22 protein-coding genes are annotated in these 25,938 nt (G+C 47.6%); 18 read left to right on the top strand and 4 right to left on the bottom strand.

Annotation, left to right across the window (positions count from 1 at the left end):
• Positions 1 to 39 precede the first annotated feature (39 nt).
• Both BLV33_RS14085 and BLV33_RS30760 read left to right on the top strand, forming a co-directional pair.
• Entirely contained in the window at positions 40 to 546 is a 507-nt protein-coding gene (locus BLV33_RS14085) for a hypothetical protein (protein WP_090792612.1), read from the top strand.
• Positions 547 to 854: 308 nt separating this feature from the next.
• A complete protein-coding gene (locus BLV33_RS30760) occupies positions 855 to 947 on the top strand; it encodes a YjcZ family sporulation protein (RefSeq protein WP_090792610.1) in 93 nt (30 codons plus the stop codon).
• Positions 948 to 1,232: 285 nt separating this feature from the next.
• On the opposite strand, the gene BLV33_RS14075 is transcribed toward BLV33_RS30760, so the two are convergent.
• Entirely contained in the window at positions 1,233 to 2,498 is a 1,266-nt protein-coding gene (locus BLV33_RS14075; RefSeq protein ID WP_090792608.1) for a sensor histidine kinase, read from the bottom strand.
• Positions 2,499 to 2,700: 202 nt separating this feature from the next.
• Here BLV33_RS14075 and BLV33_RS30755 point away from each other — a divergent pair, with 202 nt between their 5' ends.
• The 12 genes from BLV33_RS30755 to BLV33_RS14015 all read left to right on the top strand — a co-directional run bounded on the left by BLV33_RS30755 (position 2,701) and on the right by BLV33_RS14015 (position 15,001).
• The gene (locus tag BLV33_RS30755; protein ID WP_366414813.1) at positions 2,701 to 3,180 is read left to right on the top strand and encodes an ATP-dependent DNA ligase; all 480 of its coding nucleotides are present in this window, start codon (positions 2,701 to 2,703) and stop codon (positions 3,178 to 3,180) included.
• Positions 3,181 to 3,201: 21 nt separating this feature from the next.
• The gene (locus BLV33_RS30750) at positions 3,202 to 3,561 is read left to right on the top strand and encodes a hypothetical protein (protein ID WP_366414812.1); all 360 of its coding nucleotides are present in this window, start codon (positions 3,202 to 3,204) and stop codon (positions 3,559 to 3,561) included.
• Positions 3,562 to 4,467: 906 nt separating this feature from the next.
• Positions 4,468 to 5,433: a 2-hydroxyacid dehydrogenase gene (locus BLV33_RS14060; RefSeq protein ID WP_090792604.1), complete on the top strand. Its 966-nt coding sequence runs from the start codon at positions 4,468 to 4,470 to the stop codon at positions 5,431 to 5,433.
• Between the two features lie 105 nt (positions 5,434 to 5,538).
• On the top strand, positions 5,539 to 7,083 hold the full coding sequence (locus BLV33_RS14055; protein ID WP_090792603.1) for a PucR family transcriptional regulator: 1,545 nt from the start codon (positions 5,539 to 5,541) through the stop codon (positions 7,081 to 7,083).
• 138 nt (positions 7,084 to 7,221) lie between these two features.
• Positions 7,222 to 7,866 (top strand): aspartate/glutamate racemase family protein, encoded by a 645-nt coding sequence (locus BLV33_RS14050; RefSeq protein ID WP_090792601.1) that lies wholly within the window; start codon positions 7,222 to 7,224, stop codon positions 7,864 to 7,866.
• 28 nt (positions 7,867 to 7,894) lie between these two features.
• Entirely contained in the window at positions 7,895 to 8,773 is an 879-nt protein-coding gene (locus BLV33_RS14045; protein ID WP_253187071.1) for a DMT family transporter, read from the top strand.
• A gap of 12 nt (positions 8,774 to 8,785) precedes the next feature.
• On the top strand, positions 8,786 to 10,402 hold the full coding sequence (locus tag BLV33_RS14040; RefSeq protein ID WP_090792597.1) for an OPT/YSL family transporter: 1,617 nt from the start codon (positions 8,786 to 8,788) through the stop codon (positions 10,400 to 10,402).
• 10 nt (positions 10,403 to 10,412) lie between these two features.
• On the top strand, positions 10,413 to 11,474 hold the full coding sequence (locus BLV33_RS14035; protein WP_090798933.1) for a DUF917 domain-containing protein: 1,062 nt from the start codon (positions 10,413 to 10,415) through the stop codon (positions 11,472 to 11,474).
• Between the two features lie 38 nt (positions 11,475 to 11,512).
• Complete coding sequence (locus tag BLV33_RS14030) at positions 11,513 to 12,439, top strand: DUF1177 domain-containing protein (RefSeq protein WP_090792596.1); 927 nt, start codon at positions 11,513 to 11,515, stop codon at positions 12,437 to 12,439.
• A 9-nt stretch (positions 12,440 to 12,448) separates the two neighbouring features.
• Positions 12,449 to 13,120: an AroM family protein gene (locus tag BLV33_RS14025; protein WP_090792595.1), complete on the top strand. Its 672-nt coding sequence runs from the start codon at positions 12,449 to 12,451 to the stop codon at positions 13,118 to 13,120.
• Positions 13,121 to 13,139: 19 nt separating this feature from the next.
• Complete coding sequence (locus BLV33_RS14020; protein WP_090792594.1) at positions 13,140 to 14,090, top strand: aminopeptidase; 951 nt, start codon at positions 13,140 to 13,142, stop codon at positions 14,088 to 14,090.
• Between the two features lie 50 nt (positions 14,091 to 14,140).
• Complete coding sequence (locus tag BLV33_RS14015) at positions 14,141 to 15,001, top strand: NADPH-dependent oxidoreductase (RefSeq protein WP_090792593.1); 861 nt, start codon at positions 14,141 to 14,143, stop codon at positions 14,999 to 15,001.
• A gap of 64 nt (positions 15,002 to 15,065) precedes the next feature.
• On the opposite strand, the gene BLV33_RS14010 is transcribed toward BLV33_RS14015, so the two are convergent.
• From BLV33_RS14010 to BLV33_RS14000, 3 genes are all read right to left on the bottom strand, one after another.
• Complete coding sequence (locus BLV33_RS14010) at positions 15,066 to 15,923, bottom strand: carbohydrate ABC transporter permease (RefSeq protein WP_090792591.1); 858 nt, start codon at positions 15,921 to 15,923, stop codon at positions 15,066 to 15,068.
• 20 nt (positions 15,924 to 15,943) lie between these two features.
• A complete protein-coding gene (locus BLV33_RS14005) occupies positions 15,944 to 16,831 on the bottom strand; it encodes a carbohydrate ABC transporter permease (RefSeq protein WP_090792589.1) in 888 nt (295 codons plus the stop codon).
• A gap of 93 nt (positions 16,832 to 16,924) precedes the next feature.
• The gene (locus tag BLV33_RS14000; protein ID WP_090792588.1) at positions 16,925 to 18,190 is read right to left on the bottom strand and encodes a sugar ABC transporter substrate-binding protein; all 1,266 of its coding nucleotides are present in this window, start codon (positions 18,188 to 18,190) and stop codon (positions 16,925 to 16,927) included.
• A 390-nt stretch (positions 18,191 to 18,580) separates the two neighbouring features.
• On the opposite strand from BLV33_RS14000, the gene BLV33_RS13995 reads away from it, so the two are divergent.
• The 4 genes from BLV33_RS13995 (at position 18,581) to BLV33_RS13980 (ending at position 25,922) form a co-directional block, all read left to right on the top strand.
• On the top strand, positions 18,581 to 20,749 hold the full coding sequence (locus tag BLV33_RS13995) for a glycoside hydrolase family 3 N-terminal domain-containing protein (protein ID WP_090792586.1): 2,169 nt from the start codon (positions 18,581 to 18,583) through the stop codon (positions 20,747 to 20,749).
• A 31-nt stretch (positions 20,750 to 20,780) separates the two neighbouring features.
• Positions 20,781 to 24,125, top strand: coding sequence for a GH36-type glycosyl hydrolase domain-containing protein (locus BLV33_RS13990; protein WP_090798931.1), 3,345 nt, complete (start codon positions 20,781 to 20,783; stop codon positions 24,123 to 24,125).
• A gap of 101 nt (positions 24,126 to 24,226) precedes the next feature.
• On the top strand, positions 24,227 to 25,198 hold the full coding sequence (locus BLV33_RS13985; RefSeq protein WP_090792583.1) for a LacI family DNA-binding transcriptional regulator: 972 nt from the start codon (positions 24,227 to 24,229) through the stop codon (positions 25,196 to 25,198).
• A gap of 85 nt (positions 25,199 to 25,283) precedes the next feature.
• Positions 25,284 to 25,922 carry an FMN-binding protein gene (locus BLV33_RS13980; protein ID WP_090792581.1) on the top strand — a complete coding sequence of 213 codons (639 nt, stop codon included), beginning with the start codon at positions 25,284 to 25,286 and terminating at the stop codon, positions 25,920 to 25,922.
• Positions 25,923 to 25,938 lie beyond the last annotated feature (16 nt).

The following is a 25,938-nucleotide window of genomic DNA, read 5'->3' as shown; positions in this document are numbered from 1 at the left end:
AACAGTTTCATAGAATAAATTTAAAAGGAGGTGAGTACAATGACAGAAATTCATATGGAATCCAGGACATTGCATGATATGGTCGTAGATCCGGATCACGCCGATAGAACGACATCGGCTGAATTTGAAGCCTCTGTGACTCGTTTGAAAGAGGATGGCCATTACAAGTGCTGGGTATGTGGGGGTTCAGATCATCTCCAAGTCCATCACAGAGCTATCGAGTACATGTTCGCAAATATCGCTAATTATGATCTGGCAAAGGAATTTCTCGAAGAATGGGACGTTTACGGCTATGGCAAGCTGCTTAAGAATCGTCCGATGCTCAGTAAAGATGATATCCGTAATCAAATGGTACTTTGCCAGGAGCATCATACAGGAGTTGACCAAGAGAATAACAAAACAGGTACCGGCATCCATGATCTAACCTTCTCGTCATGGGTTATTCAGAAGCTAGCTCTGGCCGGCGCTAACCCGGTTCCGCAAAAAGGTGAAACATGGCAGCAAGCTCTTTCCCGGGTGAAGGCGAACGAGCGAAAGGAGGCTTAATATGCCATGGACATGTTTTATTGTACCGAACAGCTCATAAGCCGAAGCACCTGGGGCCATCTGGTAGGATTTGAGTGTGGATAATGTGCAAAGTGTTGTAAACGCGACTCAGAAGGCTGTAAAGGCATTCTCTCAATTGGAGATTGTAAAAGGCATGTAAACTTCTTTACGGAGGCGCTGAAAGCTAGAGTGGTAGCACCTTTCTATGTTTGGACATTAATTTAGACTTTTAGATATAGCATTTACCCAAGCATTTCCGAAATAAAAAAATATAGTATTGTATCTTTGTTTGAAGGGAGTGAAGACGAATGAGCTTTGTTGGAGGATTTGGAAGACATTTCGCTTTTGTACTGGTTCTCTTTATTCTGTTAGTCATCATTCTTTCTACCTTCATAATTTAATAGGGTCATTGTCAAAAGATTGAAGCTTAGGCTGTAGACTTTTTTTATTTAAATCTGCACAAATAACTGCAATACGCATACTAATAAAAAGTATTCTTCAAATAGGCATGCATTAGCGGACCCCCCCGTTTCTGCGTGCTCTTTTCCGTTCTCCGGAAGGGAACCTGCACCTGTAAAATTATTGACACATAAAAAAGAACGGCCTGCAGTCGCCGCTCCTTAATTGCTAAAAAGAAAATTGTTCAATAATTTCCCTCGCACATAAATGACCAGTCAATGGATTTGTTAAGATTGCTCTTTATGAGTAGCTAAAGGAAAGGAAATCACGAATAAACTTCCCTTATTGATCTCACTCTCTATTTCTATTGAACCATTCATAGCTTTGATGATACTAAAAGCTACACTCGTGCCAAGTCCTGTCCCTTTTTCTTTTGTAGAATAATATGGGATGCCAAGCCTTTGGATCTGATCACTAGTCATTCCAATTCCAGTATCTTTGATTCGAATAACAACATGCTCCCGAATTGTTAGAACAGCAACATCCACTCTTCCAATTGGTGAAGCTTCGATGCAGTTTTTCACAAGATTGATTAAACTCTGTCGAAACTGTTGGCTATCTCCAAGGATTTGTTGATTTGTATCCACGACGCACGTCAGTGTAACTTGCTGCATATTTGCATAAGGTGTTAATACACTAATAACTTGTTGAAGTTCAATAGATAAATTGAGAAATATCATTTTCTCTATCTGTGGTTTTGCAAATGTTAAATAGTCAGAGATTATATTTATGGCTGTATCTAGTTCATGTAACGCAACGTCAGTTAAATTTTGCTTCTTTTCTAATGATAGATCATTCGCTCTAAAAACCTGCAGCAAACCTTTTACTGTAGTTAATGGATTTCGGATCTCATGTGAAACACTGGCTGCGATTTGACTGATAACTCTCATTTTTTCAATTTCCTGAAGTTCCTTTTGCATCTTAAAATGACCAATTAAAAACTCAATAAGATATACTGTCATATATATCGCAACGAACTCAATAATCCTAAAAAGGACGGAGATTATTGTTGCTTGGTAACTTAACATGGAAAACCAATACAACAGCAACTTTATAAGAATCGGGACTATTGCGGTAGATACAACCAGCGCTCTAATCAATTGGGAACGGTTGTACAAACGATGCCTGATTGTCATGGTTACCAGACTTAAGTATATGCCTAAATCAGTGAATAAAGCATTGTATGCTCCATGGCCGCCGATAATGAAACGATAAACCATCAGAATAGCAAGAAGCGCCCCTCCCACCAGTGGCCCTCCATATAAAACACCGATCACAAGAGGGACTTCTCTAAAATCGAAAATGTAATGTTCCAGATAATGATACGGGAAAGATAAACACAAGATAACTGAGATGCTCAAAAAAATGAATAAAACAATCTTGGAAGAATAGCCGCTTTGTTTCCTGTATTTTGTCCAAACTAGAAAATACACAATGGATGGAATACATATGAACATAAAGTTATCCACGATGCTTTCTAAGACTTGCGGCATATGTTCTCCACCCTAAAATTATAAATTGCTTGAATTTATAATATCATCCATCATCCTTAAAACACCAGAAGAATGCGCTAATTTTGCCCGTTATAATCCCCGTTTCCTCTATGATATAATTCAAGTTCGTAATTTAAGTCCCTCTAATTACCACTAAAAAAATCAAGTAGCTATTGATAAAATCAATATTGGTGATGCAACTATGTTTATTTCCCCAATGTTACTCGAGAAGAGTGACGCACCCTTCAATGATCCAGCATATTTATTCGAACCCAAAATAGATGGCCATAGATTGATAATGACTTATAAAAATGGTGAAACTAGATTATTCACCAGGGACAATAATGAATGTACCAGGAAATATCCGGAACTCTGGAATCCTGCTATCACAGGGGATGATGTTATCCTGGATGGGGAAGTCTGCGGCATAGATCCAAATATCGGAGCAATTGATTTTGAGAGTGTCATGGAAAGATTTCAGCTAACCAAGCAAATAAAAATAAATGACGCGGCAAAGACTAGGCCAGTGCATTATATTGTTTTTGATGTATTGAGACAAAATGGCCGGGACCTGCGCCGGCTGCCATTGATAAAGCGGAAATCAATCCTCGAATCAATAATCAAACCAAGTCCGTACATCAGCATTATCCCATACACTGAAAACAACGGAACGGACCTGTAGAGCGCCATTTGCGAGATAAGGATGGAAGGTGTAGTTGGGAAGCGAAAAGACAGCCTGTACGTCAGTAAGCGTAGCTCGGATTGGCTGAAGATAGTTCGGTATGAAGACACTGAAGTTTTTATTTCAGGGTATCGTAAGGATGAATTCGGTTTGCTTGTCCAGGTAGAGGAGAATGGTAAGAAGAGGGCCGCGGGCATAATTGAACTCGGCATACCTCCCAAACATAAAAAAGCATTCTACAACATTGCCAAACAGCTTATAACCGGTGAAGATAAGAATTTTGTATATTTGGATCCCGTATTGAAAGCCAAGGTTAAATTCCGGAACTGGACCCGTAATAATATGCTGCGAACACCATCTTTTGTTGATTTTGTTTTATAGACGATCCTAAGTAAATGAGCCTTTAGGGGTTCTTTATGATTTCATTTTTTTCTCAGCGAATACCAAATTAATCATATCCTTATAGTGACCATTCTCACCGTACAACTCCTTGAGTCGCATTGGTCCGTTTGCTTTTGATGGGGGTATCGTGGCAGCATTCATATAATCCCAGCCTTTCTCACATCTCTTCCGGAATGTGCAGATTTTAATGCCATTTCTCACAGCGAGGTCCACTATATCACGTGGGTATTTTTGATTTAATTCGGACATCCGACGCGCTGCCTCTCTCAGTGAGTTAATATCTTGAACCGGCTGTGTGGTAGCACGCTTTTCATCCCATCCCATCTTGAGCCTACGAACGGCCACACCTCTCTTTTGGACTCATCTGAATGGAAAGCTCAACATAATAGTATCAATGTTAAAATGTAACACCAACTAGCCTAAAAGATCCGAATAGAACAGAATGCGAACATGAAAAATCCAGTAAAATCAATGCTTTATCGGACTATAATAGTTTATATCAAACTAACGATTTAACACGAACACTGTACATCTATATCCACATTGCTTCTTGGGGACGAGTTGGGGACGAAATTCTCAGTAAAGTATCCTAAATGAACAGAATTGAACGGAAAGGTAAATATAAAAAACCTTATTTATTAAGGTTTGTCGGATTAAATCCCAATATATCCAACACTACCATCCACCTTGAGGGGGTGGTGCTCACAAGGCGTGCGGGTTCAAATCCCGCCGACCGCATCAAAGCAAGGGAATCTTGAATTATCAAGGTTCCTTTGCTTTTTTATTGTTTTTAAAGTTGCAAATAAAGAGTCATTGATACATGATAATAGTATTTTTAAAAGCATTTTTTTACAAGATCATCCTTTAAGATAGAAGGTGTTACTGATGGTAAGACCTAAAGTGTATATAACCCGAAAAATACAAGACGAGGCTGTTGCGAGACTATCCGTAACTTGTGATGTTTCTATGTGGAATGAGGAAAATATCCCTGTTCCTCGCGAAGTTTTAGCCGAAAATATTAGGGAAATGGACGGTTTATTGTGTTTGTTAACAGATACCATAGACGAAGCTATTCTTACAAATGCAACTAAATTAAAGGTGATCAGCAATTATGCAGTGGGAACCAATAATATCGACACTGCCGCGGCAACGAAAAGGGGTATTATTGTGACCAATACGCCCGATGTGTTAACGGAAGCAACAGCAGATTTAACCTTTGCGCTCCTTATGGTAACAGCTCGGCGAATTGTTGAGTCATCGGATCATTTGCGCAAGGGCGAATGGAAAACCTGGTCACCTTTGCTTTTGACGGGTATGGATGTTTATGGATCAACGATGGGAATTATCGGGTTAGGCCGAATCGGAGGGGCCTTGGCCAAACGGGCTGCTGGCTTCGGGATGAAGATCCTTTATCATAATCGAAGTCGTAAGACTGAAGCAGAGCGAAATCTGGGTATCACCTATGTGGAGCTGGAAACGCTGTTAAAGGAGTCAGATTTTGTCTGTATCATGACGCCTTATACGCCAGAGACTCATAATCTGATTGGAGCAGCTGAATTATCATTAATGAAGCCTACTGCGGTACTGATCAACACAGCCCGAGGCGGGATAGTCAATGAAGAGGCGCTCTATCATGCGCTAAAGAACAGAACGATCTGGGCTGCCGGATTAGATGTTTTTGAGAAGGAACCGATTTCGGCAAGCCATAAACTTCTCGAGCTTCCTAATGTCGTCATGCTGCCTCATATTGGCAGTGCCAGTATTAATACGAGGAATAAAATGGCTGAGATTGCTGTGGAAAATATGAGTCGCGTTTTGGCGAATCAACCGCCGTTATATCAGGTCAATTAGTCAAATTTAAACCTAACCGAACCTCCCAATGAATGTATAAATGGTATAATAACAGCTAAACTAGCTATAGTCCGCTGTTAGGATGCGAGGAATTAGGTGAGGTATATGAATTTAAATGGCGTAACAGTGAGGGAGCTGTTGAAGCTTCCGATTCTAGAGCAGGCCAAGCTGGTAAGCGGTGAAAAAGGCTTGGACCGTGTTGTGCGATTTGTTGATATTATGGAAGTTCCTGATATCAAGAACTGGCTCAGAGAAGGAGAACTGGTTTTGACTACCGGTTATTCGATGCGGGATGATCTGGCCCTTCTGACCGAGCTCATAAAACATTTGGCAAATGCGAATGCGGCTGGAGTAGCCATTAAACCGGAGAGATTCATTCACGACATTCCTCAGGAAATGATGGATATGAGCAATTTGTATCATATTCCTATTATTCAACTTCCGATTGGGATCCCCTATATCGATATTACCTATGCGGTCATGGATCAAATTCTGGATAAGCAGGCCGTCCTGCTGAAGCGTTCGGAAGAAATATATAAAGCGCTCACGAACCTGGTGCTAAATAACAGCGGTATACAAGTTGTGGCAGATAATGTGGCTGATCTGGTGAAATCGTCGATTTGGGTAATTGGTAAAAATGGAGATATTCTCGTATCCTCTCCGCCTCAGGTTCCTTATCACCCTTCAAAGAATACCCGCTATTGGGAAGTGACGGTTGACAAACAGCTCATAGGGAAATTCGTTGTAGGCAAGGAACATTTGGATGACCTGGAGCTGGTTTGTGTGGAGCATGCCCGGCAGGTTTTTTCTCTTGAATTGATGAGAAAGAAGATTGCCGAGGATACCGAGCTAAGACTGCGCGGAAACTTTTTTGAAGAGCTGTTAATGAGTATTTCTTTACCGCAGCAGGATGCAGAGAATAAAGGAAGGCAGCTGGGTCTGGATTCCGAATGGATATGGGAGATCGGGATCGTTGAAGGAGAAGGCCCATTTTTTGAGTATGGATCCTCGTTCTTATTGGAATTAAACCAAATCATTCACAAGGAATCGGCTAATCGAAAAGTCCGCTCTCATGTACATTTGCAAGGGGGACAATTGGTATTGTTTTTAGCCAGTGTCAAGATTACGGAGGATTCCAAGAAGCCGTATGGTGAGCTAATTCCTAAAGGATGGAGTGAAGTGCTTCATCCGTTTCTCAAAAAATGGAGTGCGATTCGGGCCGGGTTCGGCAACAAATGCTTCTTATGGGAAGTCCATCGCAGCTATTCCGAAGCCAAGAGAGCCATCCATATCGGTATTCGGCTGAATAAGGACCAGCAATTGTTTTCGTTTGATGAATTCGAAATGTACCACTTATTATTGAAGTCTTCCGATTATGTACAGTTTGACGAATTGATCCACAAGAAAATAGGAAAATTGTGTGATTATGACAACGAGAATGGGACTGAGCTGGTGATAACGCTGTATCACTATTTAGCTACAGGTGGGAGCTTGATTGAAGCGGCGAGTCGTTTATATATTCACCGAAATTCGGTCAAGTACCGAATGGATCGAATTAACGAAATAATCGACAGCGATATGGGAAATGCCGTCAACCGGTTTGAATATTATGTGTGCACCGTTTTTTATTTGTTAAAGCAGGGTGTTTAAAGGATGGCCTATTGTGCTCAGAGCACAATAGGCCATCCTTAGTTTTGGTGGGTGAGTACATTGTTGGGAAAGTGAAGGAATACTACAATTAATGTAAGAATACATCACAATAATATACCGTAAAAGGAGGATGGCGACATGATCGGACTGATTCGTGTATTTACTACACAAGACACCGATATTCTTGAACAGCATGGCCGGAAGATTACGGAGCTTTATGGAGTTCCCGTCATAAGCCGATGCATTCCCGATCAGCCTCGGGGTATTTATGACGATGAGACGGAAAGGGCAGCCGAACCGAAGATTGTAGAATTAGGCAAAAACTTTGAAAAGGATGGCTGTCATCTTCTGGTGATCAGCTGTGCAGCTGATCCTGCTATCGAACAGCTGCGTAAGCATGTATCCATCCCCGTCATTGGCGCAGGAAGCTCAGCCTCGTTCATGGCTCTCTCAATGGGACAACCAGTAGGTGTCATGGGTATTACTGAAAGTGCCCCGTTGATTGTGGAACGTCTTTTGGGTGATTTGATGGTTCGATACCTTCGTCCGGAAGGCGTTACCAATACTACCGATCTCTTGACAGCGTCGGGACGCGAAAAAGCATTGGAGACGGCGCGCCATTTAGTGGAGCAAGGTGCCAAAGTGATTGTATTCGCTTGTACCGGGTTCTCGACCATCAGCTTCGCAGACGTGATAAGAAAAGAATTACAAGTACCTGTAATTGATGCCGTGGAAGCGGAGGGGCTGTTTGCCTCAACATTTTATAATCAAATGGTTATTTAACCATGTGACCTAAAAGAGGGGCATTTCCTTGGCGAAATCTTATTCCATCCTTTCATTTTGTGTATTTATATGGGCAATAAACTATATTGCTAGACAAATACTATTGCAAGAGTTTCCACCTTTGTTTCTTTCAGCATTCAGTTTGACGATTGTGTCTGGTTTGTTTTTATTCGCGGCCTTCCTGAGCAAATCCTTCGTAAAGCTAACGGGGAAGGAAGTGCTGCTGCTGTTACTGTCTGCTTTAATTGGATTGATCGCCAATCAAATTCTGCTGTTTAATGGCCTGCGGCATACGACAGCAACAAATGCTTCCCTGATTTTTACATTATCCCCAATGATGACTGCAGGACTTGCCGCAGCTTTCCTTAAGGAAAAGATTACTTTGCGCATGCTCATAGGTAGTTTGGTTGCCTTTTTTGGCATCATTATTGCATTGAACTTGAAGGGGATTACGGTAAGCTCGGGTGATCTGCTGATGTTTGGGGCAGTCTTTACGTTTTCTATCAATTTGATCCTCATTCGAATTCTCTCCCGACGGTTGTCTCCATTTATGATCACTGTATATAGTTTTACGCTTAGCGGCGCTATATTTGACCCGTGGGTTTTATCGAATCAAAGGATCGACTGGAGTCATTCTATCTGGATATGGGGCCTGGCTTTCGTTACGGTTATTGTTGCACAAGGACTTGCGAATGTGCTTTGGAACAAAGGAATGGAAACTGTCGGCGCTGCCAGATCCGCCATTGTGCTTAATTTGCAGCCGCTCATGACCATGCTCCTCGATCTCATCATCTTTAAACATGCGGTTACTCCTCATCAAATGATGGGAGCATCTCTGGTGTTCGTCGGAGTTCTGCTCGGTACTTTACAAAAGGGTTTGTTTTATAAAAAAACTGAAAGTCTTTAAGGGGGACTATCTATGGAACAGGAACAAAACGAAAAGAAACATCCGAGTATTTTTGAACCATTCGCACTAGTGCTGAACATTGTAACGGGCGTGATCGGCGCCATCATCGGTATGCAAATAGTAACAACTCTTGGGGTAACGCCAAATACAGCGATCATTGGAGCTCTTGTGGCCATGCTCATTGCGAGAATACCAGTGGCCATATTTAAAAAATACAGATCCGTTCACCGCCAAAATTTGGTGCAAACCTCAATCTCATCGGCAACCTTTGGCGCCGCGAACAGCTTGCTCATTCCGATTGGTATTCCTTTTGCTATGGGGACAAAAGAGCTTGTGGTTCCAATGTTGATCGGTGCTGCGCTTGCTATGTTCGTGGATGCTGTCCTTCTCTATAAATTATTTGATTCCAAGCTGTTCCCGGCTTCAGGGACGTGGGCTCCCGGAGTGGCTACTGCAGAGTCGATCCTTGCTGGAGATAAGGGAGGCAAACGTGCCGGACTGCTTGGTATCGGTACGGGAATTGGGGTCATCGGTTCGTATTTTCATATTTCCATGTCGGCCTTTGGCGTGGCATTTATCGGGAATATTTGGGCGCTGAGCATGTTTGGTATAGGTCTGATGATCCGGCAATATTCGGTTCCCTGGTTCAACATAGATGTCAACAAGCTCTATATTGCGCATGGTGTCATGATCGGTGCGGGTATTGTTGCTCTCATCCAGGCAGGTCTTCTCATATTCAAAAAACAAACAAATAACCCGAAGCCATCTCTCGGTCATCAAGAAACAGCGGCAGCTGATGAGACGAACTTATCAAGATCGATTGGAGAAGCCAGACGGTCGTTAGGACTGGGATTTGTCGCTTACCTGGTCATAGCGCTTATTATTGCAGTGATTGGTGGAATCGTGACAAAAATGTCGCTCGGCATGCTGATCGGATTTATTTTCTTTGCCGCTTTTGCCGCCTTCGTTCATGAATTGATTGTAGGGATTGCAGCGATGCACTCCGGGTGGTTTCCCGCGTTTGCAGTCGCTTTCATCACGCTGCTCTTTGGAATTATGATCGGTTTCCCGCCGGTCGCGCTTGCTTTGCTGGCCGGATTCAGCGCCGCTACGGGTCCTGCCTTTGCCGATATGGGATATGATTTAAAAACAGGCTATATTTTGCGCGGCAACGGAGAAGACCGGGAATATGAGTTGAAGGGAAGAAAGCAGCAGTATATAACAGGCATGATTGCCTTTGGCGTTGCGGTATTGACGGTTGTGTTTACGTATAATGGTTACTTCATGCAAAACCTGGTGCCTCCCATTGATAAAGTATACGTTTCGACGATAAAAGCAGGCGCATCACCGGAAATAGCTATGCAATTGCTGATTTGGGCTATTCCAGGCGCGATTTTCCAACTCCTTGGAGGTCCAAGCCGTCAGATTGGCGTACTGTTCGCTACCGGTCTGTTGATTAGCACTCCAAATGCTTGTTGGGCCGTTATTGCAGGGATTTTGATCCGGGTTATTGTGCTTAAGATGAAAGGAAAAGAGGCTGAAACGCCGATGAGTATTTTGGCAGCCGGATTTATTGCCGGAGATGCGCTCTTTAGCTTCTTTAACTCGGTCTTCAAAATGAAGAAATGAGGTGACGGAATTGGCTCGAATCCAACTAGATGAAGGTATGGTCCAGTATGCGGTTTTTGGAGGCGCTGTTTTAGGCGGCGGCGGTGGCGGATGGATTGAAGAAGGTCTACAGATCGGCCGCTTGGCGCTTGAGATCGGGCAGCCCGAGCTCTGCACCATTGATGAATTTTTAGATGAGGACATATGGGTCACGGTTTCGCTGGTAGGTGCGCCCGGGGCAAAAGATAAGTTTGTAAAGCCAATTCACTACTCGAAAGCGTTGGAGATTCTTGCTCATGAGATTGGCAGACCGATCAAGGCGATCCATACCAATGAGAACGGAGCAGGAACGACGGTCAACGGTTGGTTTCAATCAATTGTAAGTGGGATTCCCCTCTTGGATTTTGCCTGTAATGGCAGGGCTCATCCTACGGGAGCCATGGGATCGCTGAATTTATCGGAGATGGAAGGTTATATTTCCCGCCAAACTGCGGTGGGCGGGAAAGGCGCCAATTATATCGAAATGAGCATCTCAGGATCACTGGAGAAAGCCGCTTCGATGATTCGAAAGGCGTCTATTGAAGCCGGCGGACTCGTTGCGGTGGCAAGAAATCCTGTTACCGCCGCTTATGCAAGGGAACACGGAGCGCCCGGCGCTATTACGCAAGCTATTGAGGTGGGTGAAGCTTTGCTGTCCCATCGGGGGGAAGCGGCGATTGATGCTGTGGTCACAAAGCTTGGAGGAAGTGTTATCACATTAGGTACAGTGACCGACTTCAAACTGGAAACGACAGGAGGCTTTGACATAGGGACGGTTTGGATTGACGGTTCTTATGAAATGACCTTCTGGAATGAGTACATGACGCTTGAATTAGATGGGCGGCGTTGCGCTACATTCCCTGATCTGATCATGACCCTGGATGCCAAGACGGCAAGACCTGTGGTTACCGCAGCTATCGAAAAGGGGCAGCGGCTTGCCGTTATTGCCGTGCCGAAAGAAAAGCTGCTGCTCAGCAGCACGATGCGAAATGAGAAGCTGATGAAATCGATTGAAGATGCCGTCAAGAAACCTGTCCTTTCGTATATTTTTTAAAATAAATGATCTTACACTAAAATTGGAGGAAGTTCGATATGACGCTTAAGCAAACATTGACCATACTTGATATTCTGGATAGCGCATATGCATCTGGCGAGCAAGTGAAGAATTTATTCAGCGATTACCCGGGAATTTCGATCATCGTACAGAAGGTCACCGGCGAGAAAGGCAGCACTGATTTCATTAAAATAGTCGTTCCCGGAACGGAGGGCAAATCGAAGGGAGGCAGCGCGCCGACCTTTGGCATTATTGGCCGTCTGGGTGGAATTGGCGCACGTCCGAGCCGGATTGGGATGGTGTCGGATGCGGATGGGGCCGTTGCAGCCATTGCTTCCGCACTCAAGCTGGCAGATATGCAGCTGAAGGGGGACAAGCTGAAGGGGGATGTCATCATCACGACGCACATTTGCCCGGATGCGCCAACCCGTCCGCACGAACCTGTGGATTTCATGGATTCTCCGGTCGATATCGCAACGATGAATGCCCAGGAGGTCGTTCCCGAAATGGAGGCAATCCTTTCTATAGATACGACCAAGGGAAACCGGATCATTAATCATAAAGGAATCGCCATTTCACCGACGGTGAAGGAGGGCTATATTCTTCGAGTAAGTGAAGATCTGCTGAGGATTATGGAAATGGCGACAGGGCAGCTGCCTGTGACCTTCCCAATTACGATGCAGGATATTACACCATACGGAAACGGACTTTTTCATATTAATTCCATTCTGCAGCCAGCTGTGGCTACCGATGCTCCAGTGGTTGGCGTTGCAGTAACGGCTCAATCCGTTGTTCCGGGCTGTGGCACTGGCGCAAGTCATGAGATAGACATTGCCACTGCGGTTCGATTTGCCATTGAAGTCGCTAAAGAGATGACGAACGGCACATGCGCATTCTATGATAAGGATGAATTTGAACGGATCACTCAGCTTTACGGCTCCATGAAAATATTGCAGACGAAGTAGGTGAAAACCATGAAAAAACTGGGAATGATTACTATAGGTCAAGCACCGCGTACAGATGTGGCGCCCATACTTGAGCAATATTTGAGCGAACATGCGGAATTGATTCAAATCGGTGTTTTGGACGGGTTGACTAAAGAATATATAGAAACGAATTTGTATCCGGAAGCCGGCGACTATGTGCTAACGTCCCGACTGACCACCGGAGATTCGGTTGTCATGTCCCGAGCCAAAATTCAACCCCTTTTACAAAATAAAATTGCGCAACTAGAGCAAAGCGGCATTAAGCAAATTCTTCTTCTTTGCACAGGTGTATTTCCCGGACTTCAAACGACGAATTCTTACCTGATCGAACCTGACCATATCATTCCGCCTACAGTAAAGGCAATGGTGGGGAACCGGCGCATAGGCGTCATAGTCCCGATCCTTGAACAAACAGAGAGTTTAAAGCCCAAGTACTCGCAATATGGCATGAATCCGTTATTTGCAGTGGCCTCTCCTTATATTTTTGACGAGGTTAATTTTCATCAAGCGGCTAACGAGTTGAAAGACAAGGTCGATATTATTTTGCTGGACTGCATGGGGTATACAGAGGAAGCGAGAGCTTTGGTATCCAAGATATCGGGGCTGCCCGTGATTTTATCCAATGCCATTATGGCCAAAATCGTTTCTGAAATGATTTGAATAAAAAGGGTGACATGCCATGAATCCTCAATTGACGGAAATCAGTAAAAATGTGTTAAGAAACTGTCTGGGGCTTCAGGAAAAAGAAACGTTCCTTGTCGTGTCCGATGATGCCAAGAAGGAGCTCGCGGAATCCCTGTATGAAGCGGGAAAAAGTCTGGGAGCCGAAGCGGTACTCATGGTTATGAAAGAACGGGCTAAGTCGGGTGAAGAACCCCCTGCCGCAATAGCTTCAGCTATGGCAAGCTCGCAGGTCGTCATATGCATCACGAAGCATTCTCTCACTCACACACAGGCACGGAAGAAAGCAGCTGCTGCCGGTGCTAGAGTTGCGACGATGCCGGGAATCACGGAAGATATGTTCCTGGAAGGAGCTATCTCCGCCGACTACAACCAGGTCAAAGCTTTGACGGAAAAAGTAACGGGCATCCTAACACATGGTAAACACGTCCGTATTGAAAAGGATGGCTATGCGTTATCCTTCTCCATGGAAGGGCGGAGCGGAATTCCGAGTACAGGTATGTACTTGAACCCGGGCGAATCCGGGAACCTGCCCTCGGGTGAGGGTTATATCGCTCCGCTTGAAGGTACGGCATCGGGTCAAATTCTCGTTGACGGGTCTGTAGCGGGGATTGGTAAATTGTTATCCCCAATGCTGCTGAAAGTTGAGCAAGGCCGGCTTGTGAACGCGGAAGGCGATGATGCGGCTGATGAGCTGCTTCGGATGCTCGGAGATGGAGACGGAAGGCTGCTCGGCGAATTCGGTATTGGCACCAATGATAAAGCGAGAATTACAGGAGTAGTGCTCGAGGATGAGAAGGTATACGGGACAATCCATGTCGCTTTTGGCAGCAACCACACCTTTGGGGGAACCATTGAAGCAGGAGTTCATATCGATTGCGTTGTAAAGCAGCCGGACGTTTATTTAGATGGCCTGCTCATTATGAGAAAGGGTCAAATGATGGTGTAATAATAAAATTACCCATTTACAAGTCATCATGAGAAAGGACGGGTTTGGGGATGAGCAATCGGATCATTCGAAGTCGCTTGGAATTGGAAGGCATTAAGCTGGCGGACGAGGTTTTGAATCCGACGCTGGAGATTTTGACAAACCACGAATCCGTGCGCGGATTTCAGGACAAACCGCTTCCGGAAGGGATGCTAAAAGCTATTCTTACGGCTGCGAGAAGTGCTCCAACCTCTTCAAACCTGCAGGTTTACAGCATCATTGTCATCGAAAATGAACAAAGGAAAGAACGGATGTCGGAGCTATCCGGCAATCAGGCGTTTATTCGGGAAGCCCCGGTTTTCCTGGTGTTTTGCGCTGATATTTATCGCTTGAAATATATTACCAAGCGGCAAGGCTACACATTCGCTGCCGATACGCTGGAGATGTTCCTGCTTGCTTCCGTCGATGCGGCATTAGCCCTGCAAAACGCCCTTGTAGCTGCAGAATCATTGGGACTTGTTACGGTTCCAGTCGGTTCTGTTCGAAACCATCCGGCTGAAATGGCTGAGGAATTGGGCTTGCCGGATGGGGTGTTTGCTTTAGCGGGTTTATCTATTGGCTACGAGCGGGAAGGAGTGCGACGGGGCATCAAGCCTCGCTTGCCGGAAGAAGTAACGGTTCACGCAGAGCAGTACTCCACAGCTCATTTGGAAGAAGGGCTGGCAGCCTATGACAACGTGATGATTGGGCGGAGGACGTACGATGGCCGTCGCGTCTCCATGGCCGGAGAACCGGAGAATTCAGGGGTCGAGTATGGTTGGTGCGAGCATTCGGCCAGAAGGTGCACACGCCCGGAAACTATTGCGGCTTCGGCGAGTTTGCGGGAAAATTTGCGGACGGTATTGGAGCAAAGAGGGTTTTCATTCCGTTAAACGAAGAAAAACAAAATGGGCAAGCCGCTTATGCGGATTGCCCGTTAGTGTGTTAACGGGTAAATTACTTCATACCCGAAATTGTATAATTTTCGATAATGTGCCGTTGGAAGATAATGAAGATGATAATGACAGGAGCAACCATCAGAGTGGCGCCGGCCATTTGTAAGGCGAAATTTTGATTGGACTGGCTTTTCATCAGGGCGAGACCGACGGATAAAGTGTACAACTTTTCATCGTTGGCGATAATCAGCGGCCAGAGGAAGCTGTTCCAGCCTGCGATGAACGTCAAGATGCCCTGCACGGCCAGAATCGGCTTCGAGATCGGGAGTACGATCTGCAGGAAGGCGCGGAACTCGCTTGCCCCTTCCAATCGGGTGGCTTCAAGCAGCTCATCCGGAATGGTGGCAATGAACTGTCGGAACAAGAAGATGCCGAAGGCACCGACAAGGCCTGGGAGAATAATGCCAGTCATGGTGTTCGTTAAATACATCGCGTTCAGGATCAGATAAACCGGAATCATGGTTACCTGGCCGGGAATCATCATGGTGGCGAGCACCAGGTAAAAGAGCGGTTCCCTTCCCTTGAACTTGTATTTCGCGAAGCCGAAGCCGGCCATCGCGTTCAGGAACATGCCGGCAAAAGAGAATAAGACGATAATGAGCGTATTCCGCAAATAAACACCGAAGTTCATATTCACGAAAAGCTTTTCCACGTTGGCAAGCGTAAAGGAATTCGGCCAAAGAGTGGGCGGGATGCTCAGTACTTCGCTCTCGGGTTTGAAGGTCGATAAAACCATCCAGATAAAAGGCAGCAGCATCATCATACCGAATAGGGCCAAAATAATCCCGGCCAGCCATTGGAGCAGCCAGTCCCTCTCGCCGGAACCGACGGGCTGTAATTGTGCAGATTTTGCGGTCATCAGTTAAGCCTCCTTTCAGATTAAAGATCGGTGTCCTTGTTTTGGAACCGGAATTGGATCAGGGTCACGAGGATGATGGCGGTGAACAGGATGAAGGACCCCGCCGCCGCGTAACCGAAGTGGCTGAGCTGGAAACCGTTGCGGTAAATGAACAGGGCGACGGAAGTCGTGCTGTCCAATGGACCGCCTTGTGTCATAATGAACGGCTCCTCGAAAAACTGCAGCCAACCGATCATCGTAGTGATGGAAACAAAAAAGATGGCAAAACGCAGCATCGGGATCGTAATGTACCACATCTGCTGCAAACGGGTTGCCCCGTCCAGCTGCGCCGCTTCATAATAGGTTTTCGGAATTCCTTGCAGTGCGGCGATGAAAATAATCATATTGAGGCCGATGGCTCTCCATAACGCCAAGAAAATCAGCGATATTTTCGCAACAATAGGGTGTGTCAACCAGGGCACCGGCCCTAGGTGGACCAATTTTAATAAGTAGTTGAACAGCCCGAATGTCGGGTTGTACAGATAGAACCAAACCACGGCAACCGCAACGACGTTGGTTACGGAAGGCAGGTAATAGATGACCCGGAACACTTTAAAAATACGGGAAGTCCCAAAGTTAATCAACAACGCGACAGTCAGCGAACAGAGGATGACCAGGGGCACCCCGATCACAACGTAGAACAGCGTGTTGAGAATCGCTTTTATGAAAATCGGGTCGGACAGCACGTCCTTGTAGTTTTGCAGCCCGATGAATTTGATGTTCGAATAATCGGCTAAACCGGCTAAATCCATGTTGGTGAAGCTGATGACCAGCGCAATCAGGATCGGCACCAACGAAAACAAAGTCAGCAAAATCAACGTAGGCGCGATAAAGAAATAGGGCACTTTTTTGGCGGTGAATCCCTTCATGACAAGTCCTCTCCTTTGCGAGGGGTGAAACGCTGCATATAGGAAATGAATAGCTAACCGGCAAAAAGCCGGCTAGCTGTTATTAGAGCTGCTTTATTTGGAAAGGATGGATTCGGCTTTTTTGTTGAATGCGTCCATTTCCGTTTGCACGTTGGCTCCGCCGCGGTAGATGTTTTCAAAGCTCTTCAGAATGTTTTGGGCGATTTCTTCCCAAGACTTGATCAAAGGCATTGGCTCGGAAGCGTTCATTTGCTGGCCGATCACTTTGTAGTTCGGGTCGTTCGTCAAAGCAGGGTCTTCCCAAGCTTTCTTCGTTGCCGGCAATGTATTGGTCAGCTTCAGCCATTCCAGCTGTGTTTCCGGTTTGCTCATGTAGGCGATGAACTTGAGGGCTTCGTCTTTATGCTGGGTGTATTGGAACACGGAAAGGTCGGAGCCTCCCAGGGAAGACGTGTTGTTCACTTTCTTAGGCAGTACGGAGGTGGCCCATTTGTCCTTGATGTCAGGAGCTTGGTCGTTGATCAGCTTGATCATCCAAGGGCCGCTGATGAACATAGGGGTAATGCCTTTTTGGAACGCCGGTACGATGTCCATGCCAAGGTCTTTCGGCGCAGAGCCGTTTTTGAAAAAGCTGTTCAGGTAGTCGACCGCTTGGACGAATTCCGGTTGGTTGAACAGCGGTTTATTGCCGTCAATCAACTTGGAACCGTTTTGGCGGGCGAACATGAAGGCCAAGGACTGCTCTTTCGCGTCGATGCTGATGCCGTAGTTGCCGTTGCCGCGAGCAGCCAATTTTTTAGCGGCGTCGGACAATTCGTCCCAAGTTTTCGGCGCTTCGTTGTAACCGGCAGCTTTAAGCAGATCCGTGCGGTAATAAAGCACGCGGGTGTCTACGTACCAAGGCATTCCTACAACAGTGTCACCTTGTTTCGTGCTCATCATGGCGCCAGGATAGAAGTTGGCTTCGGCGAATTCTGGATATTTGCTCATTTCCGGCTTCAAGTCCATCAGGGCTTTAGCGGAAGCGAATTCCGGAATCCAGGTGGTGCCCATCTGCAGGACGTCCGGGCCTTTTTTGGAAGCGACGGCAGTCAGCAGTTTATCATGGGCGGTATCCCATGGCAGCGCCTGGACGTTGATTTTGATGTTTGGATTTTCCTGCATAAATTTGTCGGCGATTTTCGGAAGCGATTTCGCTTCTTCGCCCATCCCCCAAACGTTCAGGGTCACTGGCTGGCCGCTGGACGCAGGGCTTGCTGATCCGGAACCTTGAGGGGTACCGCTATTTGGCGAGCATCCTGCAAGGATGCCGGAGACCAGTAAGGTCCCGGCCATTACTGTGGTGATCGATTTACGCATTTCTTATTCCTCCCGGTTGTTAATGAATTGTTTAATAGGGTTTCCGTTACTCCAGCAAATATAATAACAAAGCCAAATGATCAAAGCTTTCTTAACCTGCACCCCCGGAATAAAATTGTATCCCCTACTAAATTAAAGATTTGCGGCATCTTCAACGCAATTGGTGAAACGTTTCGATTTTCCAATAAAAAAAAGAAAAAATATTTTTATAGAAGAAAAAAACGTTTCGATGCCATTATAAAACAAGTTGAGATCGTTTTCAACTAGATATTTAAGGTGAATCAAAACTTTATTTGGGAATAGACAACTCATTGACGCCTATTTTCTTAATGTTTATAATGTAATCGAAACGTTTCGAAAAAAATGCAACAGACCGAGGGAGGCATCGTAATGACAGACGAACAATTGATTGCCCTGCTGAAGGAGCTCTCTCTGGAAGAAAAAATTGGCCAGCTGCTGCAGTTGGCCGCGCCTTTCTTTGCAGGAACGGGGACCGAGGGGCAAATTACCGGCCCGATGGCATCTATGGGCATTACCGAAGACATTATTAAAAATACGGGCTCTATATTGGGGTTATCCGGGGCAAAAGAAACGATCGGCGCCCAGCAAGCCCATCTGAAGAAGAACCGTTTGGGGATTCCACTGCTAGTTATGGCGGATATCATACACGGTTATAAAACGATATTTCCGGTTCCGCTGGCGATCGGGTGTTCCTGGGATTTGGAAGCAGCTGAGAAAAGCGCGGAGATCGCCGCGGCGGAAGCGTCCGCTGCAGGAGTTCATGTCTCATTCTCTCCAATGGTCGATTTGGTACGCGACCCCCGATGGGGCCGTGTTATGGAAACGACGGGAGAAGACCCGTACTTGAACGCTGAATTTGCCAAGGCTTTTGTACGCGGCTTACAGGGAAAGGATTTGAAAAACGACCTTACCCGGCTTGCTGCCTGCGTGAAGCATTTTGCGGCATACGGCGCAGGGGAAGGCGGCCGCGATTACAATACAGTCGACATGTCCGAACGGCAGCTGCGGGAGTATTTCCTGCCGGCCTACAAAGCGGCCCTGGAAGAGGGCGCTGAGCTCGTGATGACCGCATTCAATACGGTGGATGGTATACCGGCCGCAGGGAATAAGCGGTTGATGCGTGATTTGCTCCGTAAGGAGTGGGGCTTCGACGGCGTCGTCATCTCCGACTGGGGCGCGGTGAAGGAATTGATTCCGCACGGAGTGGCTGCGGATGAAGAGGAAGCCGCCCGCAAAGCCATTATGGCGGGAGTCGATATTGAAATGATGACCACCTGTTACGAGAATCATTTGAAGCAGCTCGTGGAACGCGGGGAAGTAGATGAAACGCTGATCGACGAAGCAGTGCTTCGCATCCTGCGGTTGAAACAGAAGCTGGGGTTGTTTGAAAATCCATATCGCGGGGCTGATGTTGACCGCGAACGGGAGAATGTGTTGAGTGCAGAACATCGCCGAGCTGCGCGTGAGCTGGCTGTAAAGTCCAGCGTCCTGCTGAAAAACGAGGCGGTTCTGCCGCTCAAGCCAGAGCAGAAAATCGCCCTGATCGGCCCGTTTGCGCAAAACGGGGACATCCTCGGCCCATGGTCGTGGATGGGTTCAAAAGTCGATGCCGTTCAGCTGTATGACGGCTTGAAGGCGAAAGTCGATGCATCCCGCATCATTGTGGCTCAAGGATGTGATATAGAGAGTGTGACGGATGATCAGCTGGATGAAGCGGTAAGAGCGGCGCGCGAAGCCGATGTGATCGTGCTCGCGCTCGGCGAGAGCTCCGATATGAGCGGCGAAGCGGGAAGCCGGGCTAACCTCCGCCTGCCGCAGGCGCAGCTGGAACTGGCCGCCCAATTGAAGTGCCTCGGCAAGCCGATGGTGGCCGTGCTGTTCAATGGCCGCCCGCTCGATCTTCACGGCGTGTACGACCTGGTGGATGCCGTGCTGGAAGCGTGGTACCCGGGAACCGAAGGCGGGTTGGCAATCGCTGACCTGCTGTACGGGGACAGGAACCCATCCGGGCGGCTGACGATGTCGTTCCCTTTTGCAGTCGGGCAGGTTCCCGTCTATTACAACAACTTCAACACGGGACGCCCTCAGGGAGCTCCAGAGGCGCAGGTGCGCTACGTTTCACAGTACCTGGACATCCCGAATGAGCCGCTTTATTCGTTCGGATACGGCTTGAGTTACACCACTTTCGAGTACAGCGGCGAGTCGATTTCATCAGATATAATGACCTTAACTCAACCGCTTACCGTGACAGTGAAGGTGGCTAACACCGGCAAGACAGCCGGAGAAGAAGTCGTGCAGCTGTACGTGCGGGATCTGGCGGGCGAAGTCGTCCGGCCGTTAAAGGAGCTGAAGGGTTTCCGCAAAATTTTGCTGCAGCCGGGCGAGAGCCGGGAAGTCGCTTTCATGCTCACGGAAGAGCTGCTTCGCTATCATCATTCCGACCTGGCCTTTGCAAGCGACGATGGGGAGTTCGCTGTTTTCGTCGGACCGAACAGCCGGGATGTTTTACCAGAACTATCATTTAAGCTCAATAAGTAAAAAGCAAGCAATAGGAAAGCGAGTGAACACCATGACAGTTTCAGAACAGTCGGATTTTGAGCTGAAGGCGGGAAATTTGCGGTTTTCCTTTCTAAGCAGCGGGGATATCCGCGAAATTACGTACAAGAACACGATGATTAATCAGTGGGTAGCCAATCCCATCGATGGGTCTCTAAATAACCTGTATTTGCGGCTGCATTCCTCATATGGGATCAAAGTGGTGCCGCTCTTGGGCGTTCACTCTACAAGCTGCGTGCAGTACTCGGATTCCAAAGTATCCTGGGAGGGGTCTGCCGGAGGACTCGATTACGAAGTGACCCTTCATCTGACGCCGCATGATATCTGGTTCTGGGATGTAAGGGTGAATGGGTGGGACGAGGAAGTAGACCTCATTTACGGGCAGGATCTAGGCCTCGCCAACAAGGGCGCCGTCCGCAGCAATGAAGCGTATTTGTCGCAATACATCGACCACGCTGTATTCGAAAACGGCAAGAACGGCTATGCCGTCTGCTCCCGCCAAAACATGCCGCAGCAGGGGGTGTTCCCATACCTGCAGCAGGGTGGTTTGAGTAAAGTGGTCGGATACTCGACCGACGGTTTCCAGTTTTTCGGTTTGTCGTATAAGGAAACCAACGAGCCGGAAGCGTTGACCCGCAGCACGCTGGCTAACGAAGTGTACCAATATGAATTCGCGTATACGGCACTGCAGTCCGAGCGTGTTAAGGTGAACGGCGCGGTACGCTTCGTTTTTTACAGCCTGTTCAAGCCAGACCATCCGGAGGCTATCCAAGCCTTGGAGTTCGATGCGGAAGTGTTGAACGCATGGAAAAAAGCCGACGCTCCAACCAATGAGCCCGGCCAACAGCTCGACAAGGTGAGACTGTCTGTTAATCTCGGAGCGCCGCTCTCGACTATGTCGATGACCCGGGAAGAGATCGACCGCTATTTCCCAAGCCGCCGTCAGGAGGAGCTGGACGGGGAAATGCTTCTGTCTTTTTTCACTGAAACCCGTGAACATGTGGTTCTGAAGGAAAAAGAACTTCTCGTTGAGCGCCCGCACGGCCATATCCTCATGTCGGGGGATAATGCCTGCTTGAAGGAAGACGTCATGACGACCACTTCCTATATGTACGGCATTTTTAATTCTCAGGTGGTTGTCGGGAACACGTCGTTCAATAAAATGCTGACCAACGCACGCAATGCCTTGAACGTGATGAAAACCTCTGGGCAACGCATCTATGTGGAAATTGAAGGTAAATACCGGTTGCTCACCATGCCGTCGATGTTTGAGCTCGGCTTCAACTATGCTCGCTGGTATTACAAAACGGCGGACGATACAATTGTCATCAACAACCTGACTGCCGTCGATACGCCGGAAATCCACCTGCAGGTTCGTTCCGAAAGCGGCAAGGCGTACCGTTTCCTCGTCACGAATCAGGTCACGATGAACAACAACGAGTACGAAACGTCATTCAGGCTCTACCAGGAAGGGCAAACGTTGTCTTTTTATGCTGATCCCGTATCCGACAGCGCAAAGGTTTGGCCGCATCTGTGCTACCAAATGCGGATTGCAGGTACGGATTTAAAGGTTGGCAATGAGACCGTTCTGGTGCAAAACGCCCAGCCTCTGGCCGCTTCTCTCGTTGTTCTGGAGCTTGGCGCATGCAGCGAATGGAGCTTGACCATCCAGGGGCTCCTGAGGGATGAAGACCTGCCGTTCACAGAAGTGGATATTGCAGCTGAGATCGAGCGATACCGGGACTTTTTTGCCACGGTCATGAACGGGTTTCACCTGTCGCAAAACGGCGGCACCGCAGACAGCCTGGACAAGTTTAACACCCTCGCCTGGTGGTATACGCATAATATGCTCGTCCATTATTCCGTACCTCATGGTTTGGAGCAGTACGGCGGAGCCGCATGGGGAACACGCGATGTATGCCAAGGTCCTGCTGAATATTTCCTCGCGACTCAGAAATACGGCGAAGTCCGCGACATTCTCAAAACCGTCTATTCCCACCAGTACAAAGACGACGGCAACTGGCCTCAGTGGTTTATGTTCGACCGCTATGCTGCGATCCAACAGGAAGAAAGCCATGGCGATATCATCGTTTGGCCGCTGAAAGTGCTGAGCGATTATTTAACCGCGACAAAAGATTACGGCATTCTTCAGGAAAAAGTTCCGTATACGAAGCGCCATGTTTTCGAGTTTACGGAAGAGTCGGCGACTATTTTTGAGCATGCCAAAAAAGAGATCGCGTACATCAAGCATCATTTCCTGCATGGAACGCATCTTTCCTCCTATGGCGACGGCGATTGGGACGACACGCTCCAGCCGGCCAACGTTCAGTTAAAGCAGTATATGGTAAGCAGTTGGACCGTTGCCCTGACCTATCAGGTGTTCAACCAGTTATCCGCTGTACTTGCCGAAGCGGACGAAACGATGGCATCTGAGCTTCAGGAGCTGGCGGCCGGCATCAAAGCCGACTTCAACCGCTACATGCTGGGCACGGACGTCATCCCAGGCTTCGTGTACATGGAGGAGCCCGGCAAGGCTGAGCTGATGCTGCATCCGACGGATACCAAGACGGGCATCCAATACCGCCTGCTCCCGATGACGCGCAGTATGATCGGTGAGCTGCTGACAGAAGAACAGGCGATTTCGCATTACCGGATCATCAAGGACGTGCTGTATTATCCGGACGGCGTCCGCCTAATGAACCGCCCGGCAAAATATACCGGCGGCGTCAGCACGAACTTCAAGCGCGCCGAGCAGGCGGCCAATTTTGGCCGGGAGATCGGTCTTCAGTACGTCCATGCCCATATCCGTTTCGTGGAGGCGATGGCCAAACTGGGCAAAGCCGACGAAGCCTGGAAGGGGCTTGATATGATTAACCCCATCGGCATCCGCAGCGTCGTTCCAAATGCTGAGCTGCGCCAGAGCAACTCCTACTTCAGCAGCTCGGATGGGAAGTTCAACACCCGTTACGAAGCACAGGAGCGTTTCTGGGAGCTGAAGGAAGGAGCTGTCCCGGTTAAAGGCGGATGGAGAATTTACTCCAGCGGCCCGGGAATCTACATGAACCAGATGATCTCCAACGTCCTCGGCATCCGTCTGGACGGGGGCGACCTCATCATCGATCCGGTGCTGCCGCAAGACTTGGATGGGCTGCGGTTTGATTTTAAGGTGAAGGGCCTTGCGGTTACTTTCATCTACCATCTTGGGGGTAATTCGGAAAGGCTTGTGAAGGTTAACGGGAAAGAAGCGGCTGCGGAAGCGATTGCGAACCGTTACCGTCATGGCGGTCTCTGTATCAAAGAGCAGAATCTGAACGATCTTCTATGTGAGGGTGCGAACGTAATTGACGTGTATGTGTAAGATGAAGCGGCGATCTTTCGAGGTCGCCCTTTTCTCTTGAGAAAAACCTGTTTGTGATATAGTAGAAGGAATTGAAAGCGTAAACGTTAGGGGCGGTTATTGTGACTAGTATAAAAGATATTGCCAAAAAGGCGGGCGTTTCGATATCGACAGTGTCCTATGCGCTGAACGGCAACCCGAAAGTAACTGAAGAAACGAGCTCGAGGATTTTGAATATCGCCAAGGAGCTGAACTATGTCCCGAATGCCGCGGCGAGAACGTTAAAAAAGCGGGTCTCGAAAATCATCGGTGTTTATTTGACGGATTTCAGCGGCGCTTTTTATGGGGAAATCGTGCAGGGGATGAAGGATGTGCTGAACAAAAGAGGCTATGACCTCATTGTCTGCAGCGGCTCCTACTCCCACCGCTTGCTGCCGCAGCGGATGATCGACGGCGCTATCGTCCTGGACCACTCGTTCGCAAGCGAAGAATTGCTGCAGCTGGCCGGCCGCGGGCATAAACTGATCGTGCTGGATCGGGAGCTGAATCATCCGAATGTGAACCAGGTCCTCTTGGACAACAAAGCGGGAGCTTCCTTGGCCGTTGAATATTTGATCGAAAAAGGCCACCGAAAGCTGTATGTCGTGACGGGGCCGAAGGACTCGTTCGACTCCAAACAGCGGCTTCAGGCCGCCAGGCAAACCATTGAACGGAACTCCGATGTGGTTTGCGTTGAGATCGAGGGCAACTTCGACAAGGAGTCCGGCAGTCAGGCCGCCGAGCAAATTATGCGGGAGTATAAGGAGCCTGCCGCGGTCTTTTGCCTGAACGATGAAATGGCCGTCGGGCTGTACAACGCTCTGGTGAAAGCGGACTTCCGGATCGGCGAACAGATCCACATCATCGGTTTCGACAACATCGAGCTAACCCAATATACCCAGCCGCGACTGGCAACAATCGATTATTCGAAGCGTAAGTGGGGCGCCCTGGCTTCCGAGCAGCTGATTAAGTTGATTAGGGGAGAAACAGTCGAGCATGAGCGGGTATATGTAACTCTGGTTGCGGGGGAGTCGGTGGGAATCAGTGAAACTTGATAACATTCAGCGCTTTTTAAGGAAATTTAAATGTTCCTTCCTTATAATGTAGCTATCAATGAAGATTTACATTGGAGGGATTCACATGGCAAAAATGAATAAAAAGTGGGTCGTCCTTTGTTCGACTGCTATTGGAGCGATCTATGCCGCTGGATATATCGCAACGGAAACTCAGGCAACGATGCAGCAACCACAACTACAAGCCCAAGTTGCCATGCCGACTGAAAGCAGCCAACCAATACCACAAGCATCAATTCCCACATCGACTATAAGCAGCCAACCAACACCACAAGCATCAGTTCCCACACCGACTAAAAGCAGCCAGCCAACACCACAAGCATCAGTTCCCACACCGACTAAAAGCAGTCAACCACAACAAGTCCCAATTCCCTCACCGACTAAAAGCAGCCAACCAACACCAAAAGCCCCAGTTCCCACACCGACTAAAAGCAGCCATGTTTATAAAGATGGTACATATAATGGTTCGGGAAGCAATCGACGTGGATCGATTCAGGTGGCAGTCACCATTAAAAGCGATAAAATCACAGACGTTACAATCAGTCGTTTTGCCATGCATTATACAATAGATGACGTGGTCGGGCTGCCGCAAGAAGTGGTACAAAAGCAGAGTGCACAAGTCAAAAATGTATCAGGAGCAACTTATAGCACACAAGCATTTCAAGACGCTGTACAGGTCGCGCTTTCCCAAGCCCGAAACTCATAATGACAAAAGTAAAAAT

The organism is Paenibacillus sp. GP183 (assembly GCF_900104695.1).
Taxonomy (GTDB): domain Bacteria; phylum Bacillota; class Bacilli; order Paenibacillales; family NBRC-103111; genus Paenibacillus_AI.
Note: the sequence above shows the minus strand (reverse complement) of the source record. Positions and strands in the feature narration are given on the sequence as shown.

Coding starts and splice junctions, on each gene's coding strand:
- BLV33_RS14040 (WP_090792597.1), top strand. CDS start 8,786: ATGGAACAGGAACAAAACGAAAAGAAACATCCGAGTATTTTTGAACCA.
- BLV33_RS14030 (WP_090792596.1), top strand. CDS start 11,513: ATGACGCTTAAGCAAACATTGACCATACTTGATATTCTGGATAGCGCA.
- BLV33_RS30750 (WP_366414812.1), top strand. CDS start 3,202: ATGGAAGGTGTAGTTGGGAAGCGAAAAGACAGCCTGTACGTCAGTAAG.
- BLV33_RS14000 (WP_090792588.1), bottom strand. CDS start 18,190: ATGCGTAAATCGATCACCACAGTAATGGCCGGGACCTTACTGGTCTCC.
- BLV33_RS30760 (WP_090792610.1), top strand. CDS start 855: ATGAGCTTTGTTGGAGGATTTGGAAGACATTTCGCTTTTGTACTGGTT.
- BLV33_RS14015 (WP_090792593.1), top strand. CDS start 14,141: ATGAGCAATCGGATCATTCGAAGTCGCTTGGAATTGGAAGGCATTAAG.
- BLV33_RS13990 (WP_090798931.1), top strand. CDS start 20,781: ATGACAGTTTCAGAACAGTCGGATTTTGAGCTGAAGGCGGGAAATTTG.
- BLV33_RS14005 (WP_090792589.1), bottom strand. CDS start 16,831: ATGAAGGGATTCACCGCCAAAAAAGTGCCCTATTTCTTTATCGCGCCT.
- BLV33_RS13980 (WP_090792581.1), top strand. CDS start 25,284: ATGGCAAAAATGAATAAAAAGTGGGTCGTCCTTTGTTCGACTGCTATT.
- BLV33_RS14085 (WP_090792612.1), top strand. CDS start 40: ATGACAGAAATTCATATGGAATCCAGGACATTGCATGATATGGTCGTA.
- BLV33_RS14075 (WP_090792608.1), bottom strand. CDS start 2,498: ATGCCGCAAGTCTTAGAAAGCATCGTGGATAACTTTATGTTCATATGT.
- BLV33_RS14050 (WP_090792601.1), top strand. CDS start 7,222: ATGATCGGACTGATTCGTGTATTTACTACACAAGACACCGATATTCTT.
- BLV33_RS30755 (WP_366414813.1), top strand. CDS start 2,701: ATGTTTATTTCCCCAATGTTACTCGAGAAGAGTGACGCACCCTTCAAT.
- BLV33_RS14060 (WP_090792604.1), top strand. CDS start 4,468: ATGGTAAGACCTAAAGTGTATATAACCCGAAAAATACAAGACGAGGCT.
- BLV33_RS14010 (WP_090792591.1), bottom strand. CDS start 15,923: ATGACCGCAAAATCTGCACAATTACAGCCCGTCGGTTCCGGCGAGAGG.
- BLV33_RS14025 (WP_090792595.1), top strand. CDS start 12,449: ATGAAAAAACTGGGAATGATTACTATAGGTCAAGCACCGCGTACAGAT.
- BLV33_RS13995 (WP_090792586.1), top strand. CDS start 18,581: ATGACAGACGAACAATTGATTGCCCTGCTGAAGGAGCTCTCTCTGGAA.
- BLV33_RS14055 (WP_090792603.1), top strand. CDS start 5,539: ATGAATTTAAATGGCGTAACAGTGAGGGAGCTGTTGAAGCTTCCGATT.
- BLV33_RS14020 (WP_090792594.1), top strand. CDS start 13,140: ATGAATCCTCAATTGACGGAAATCAGTAAAAATGTGTTAAGAAACTGT.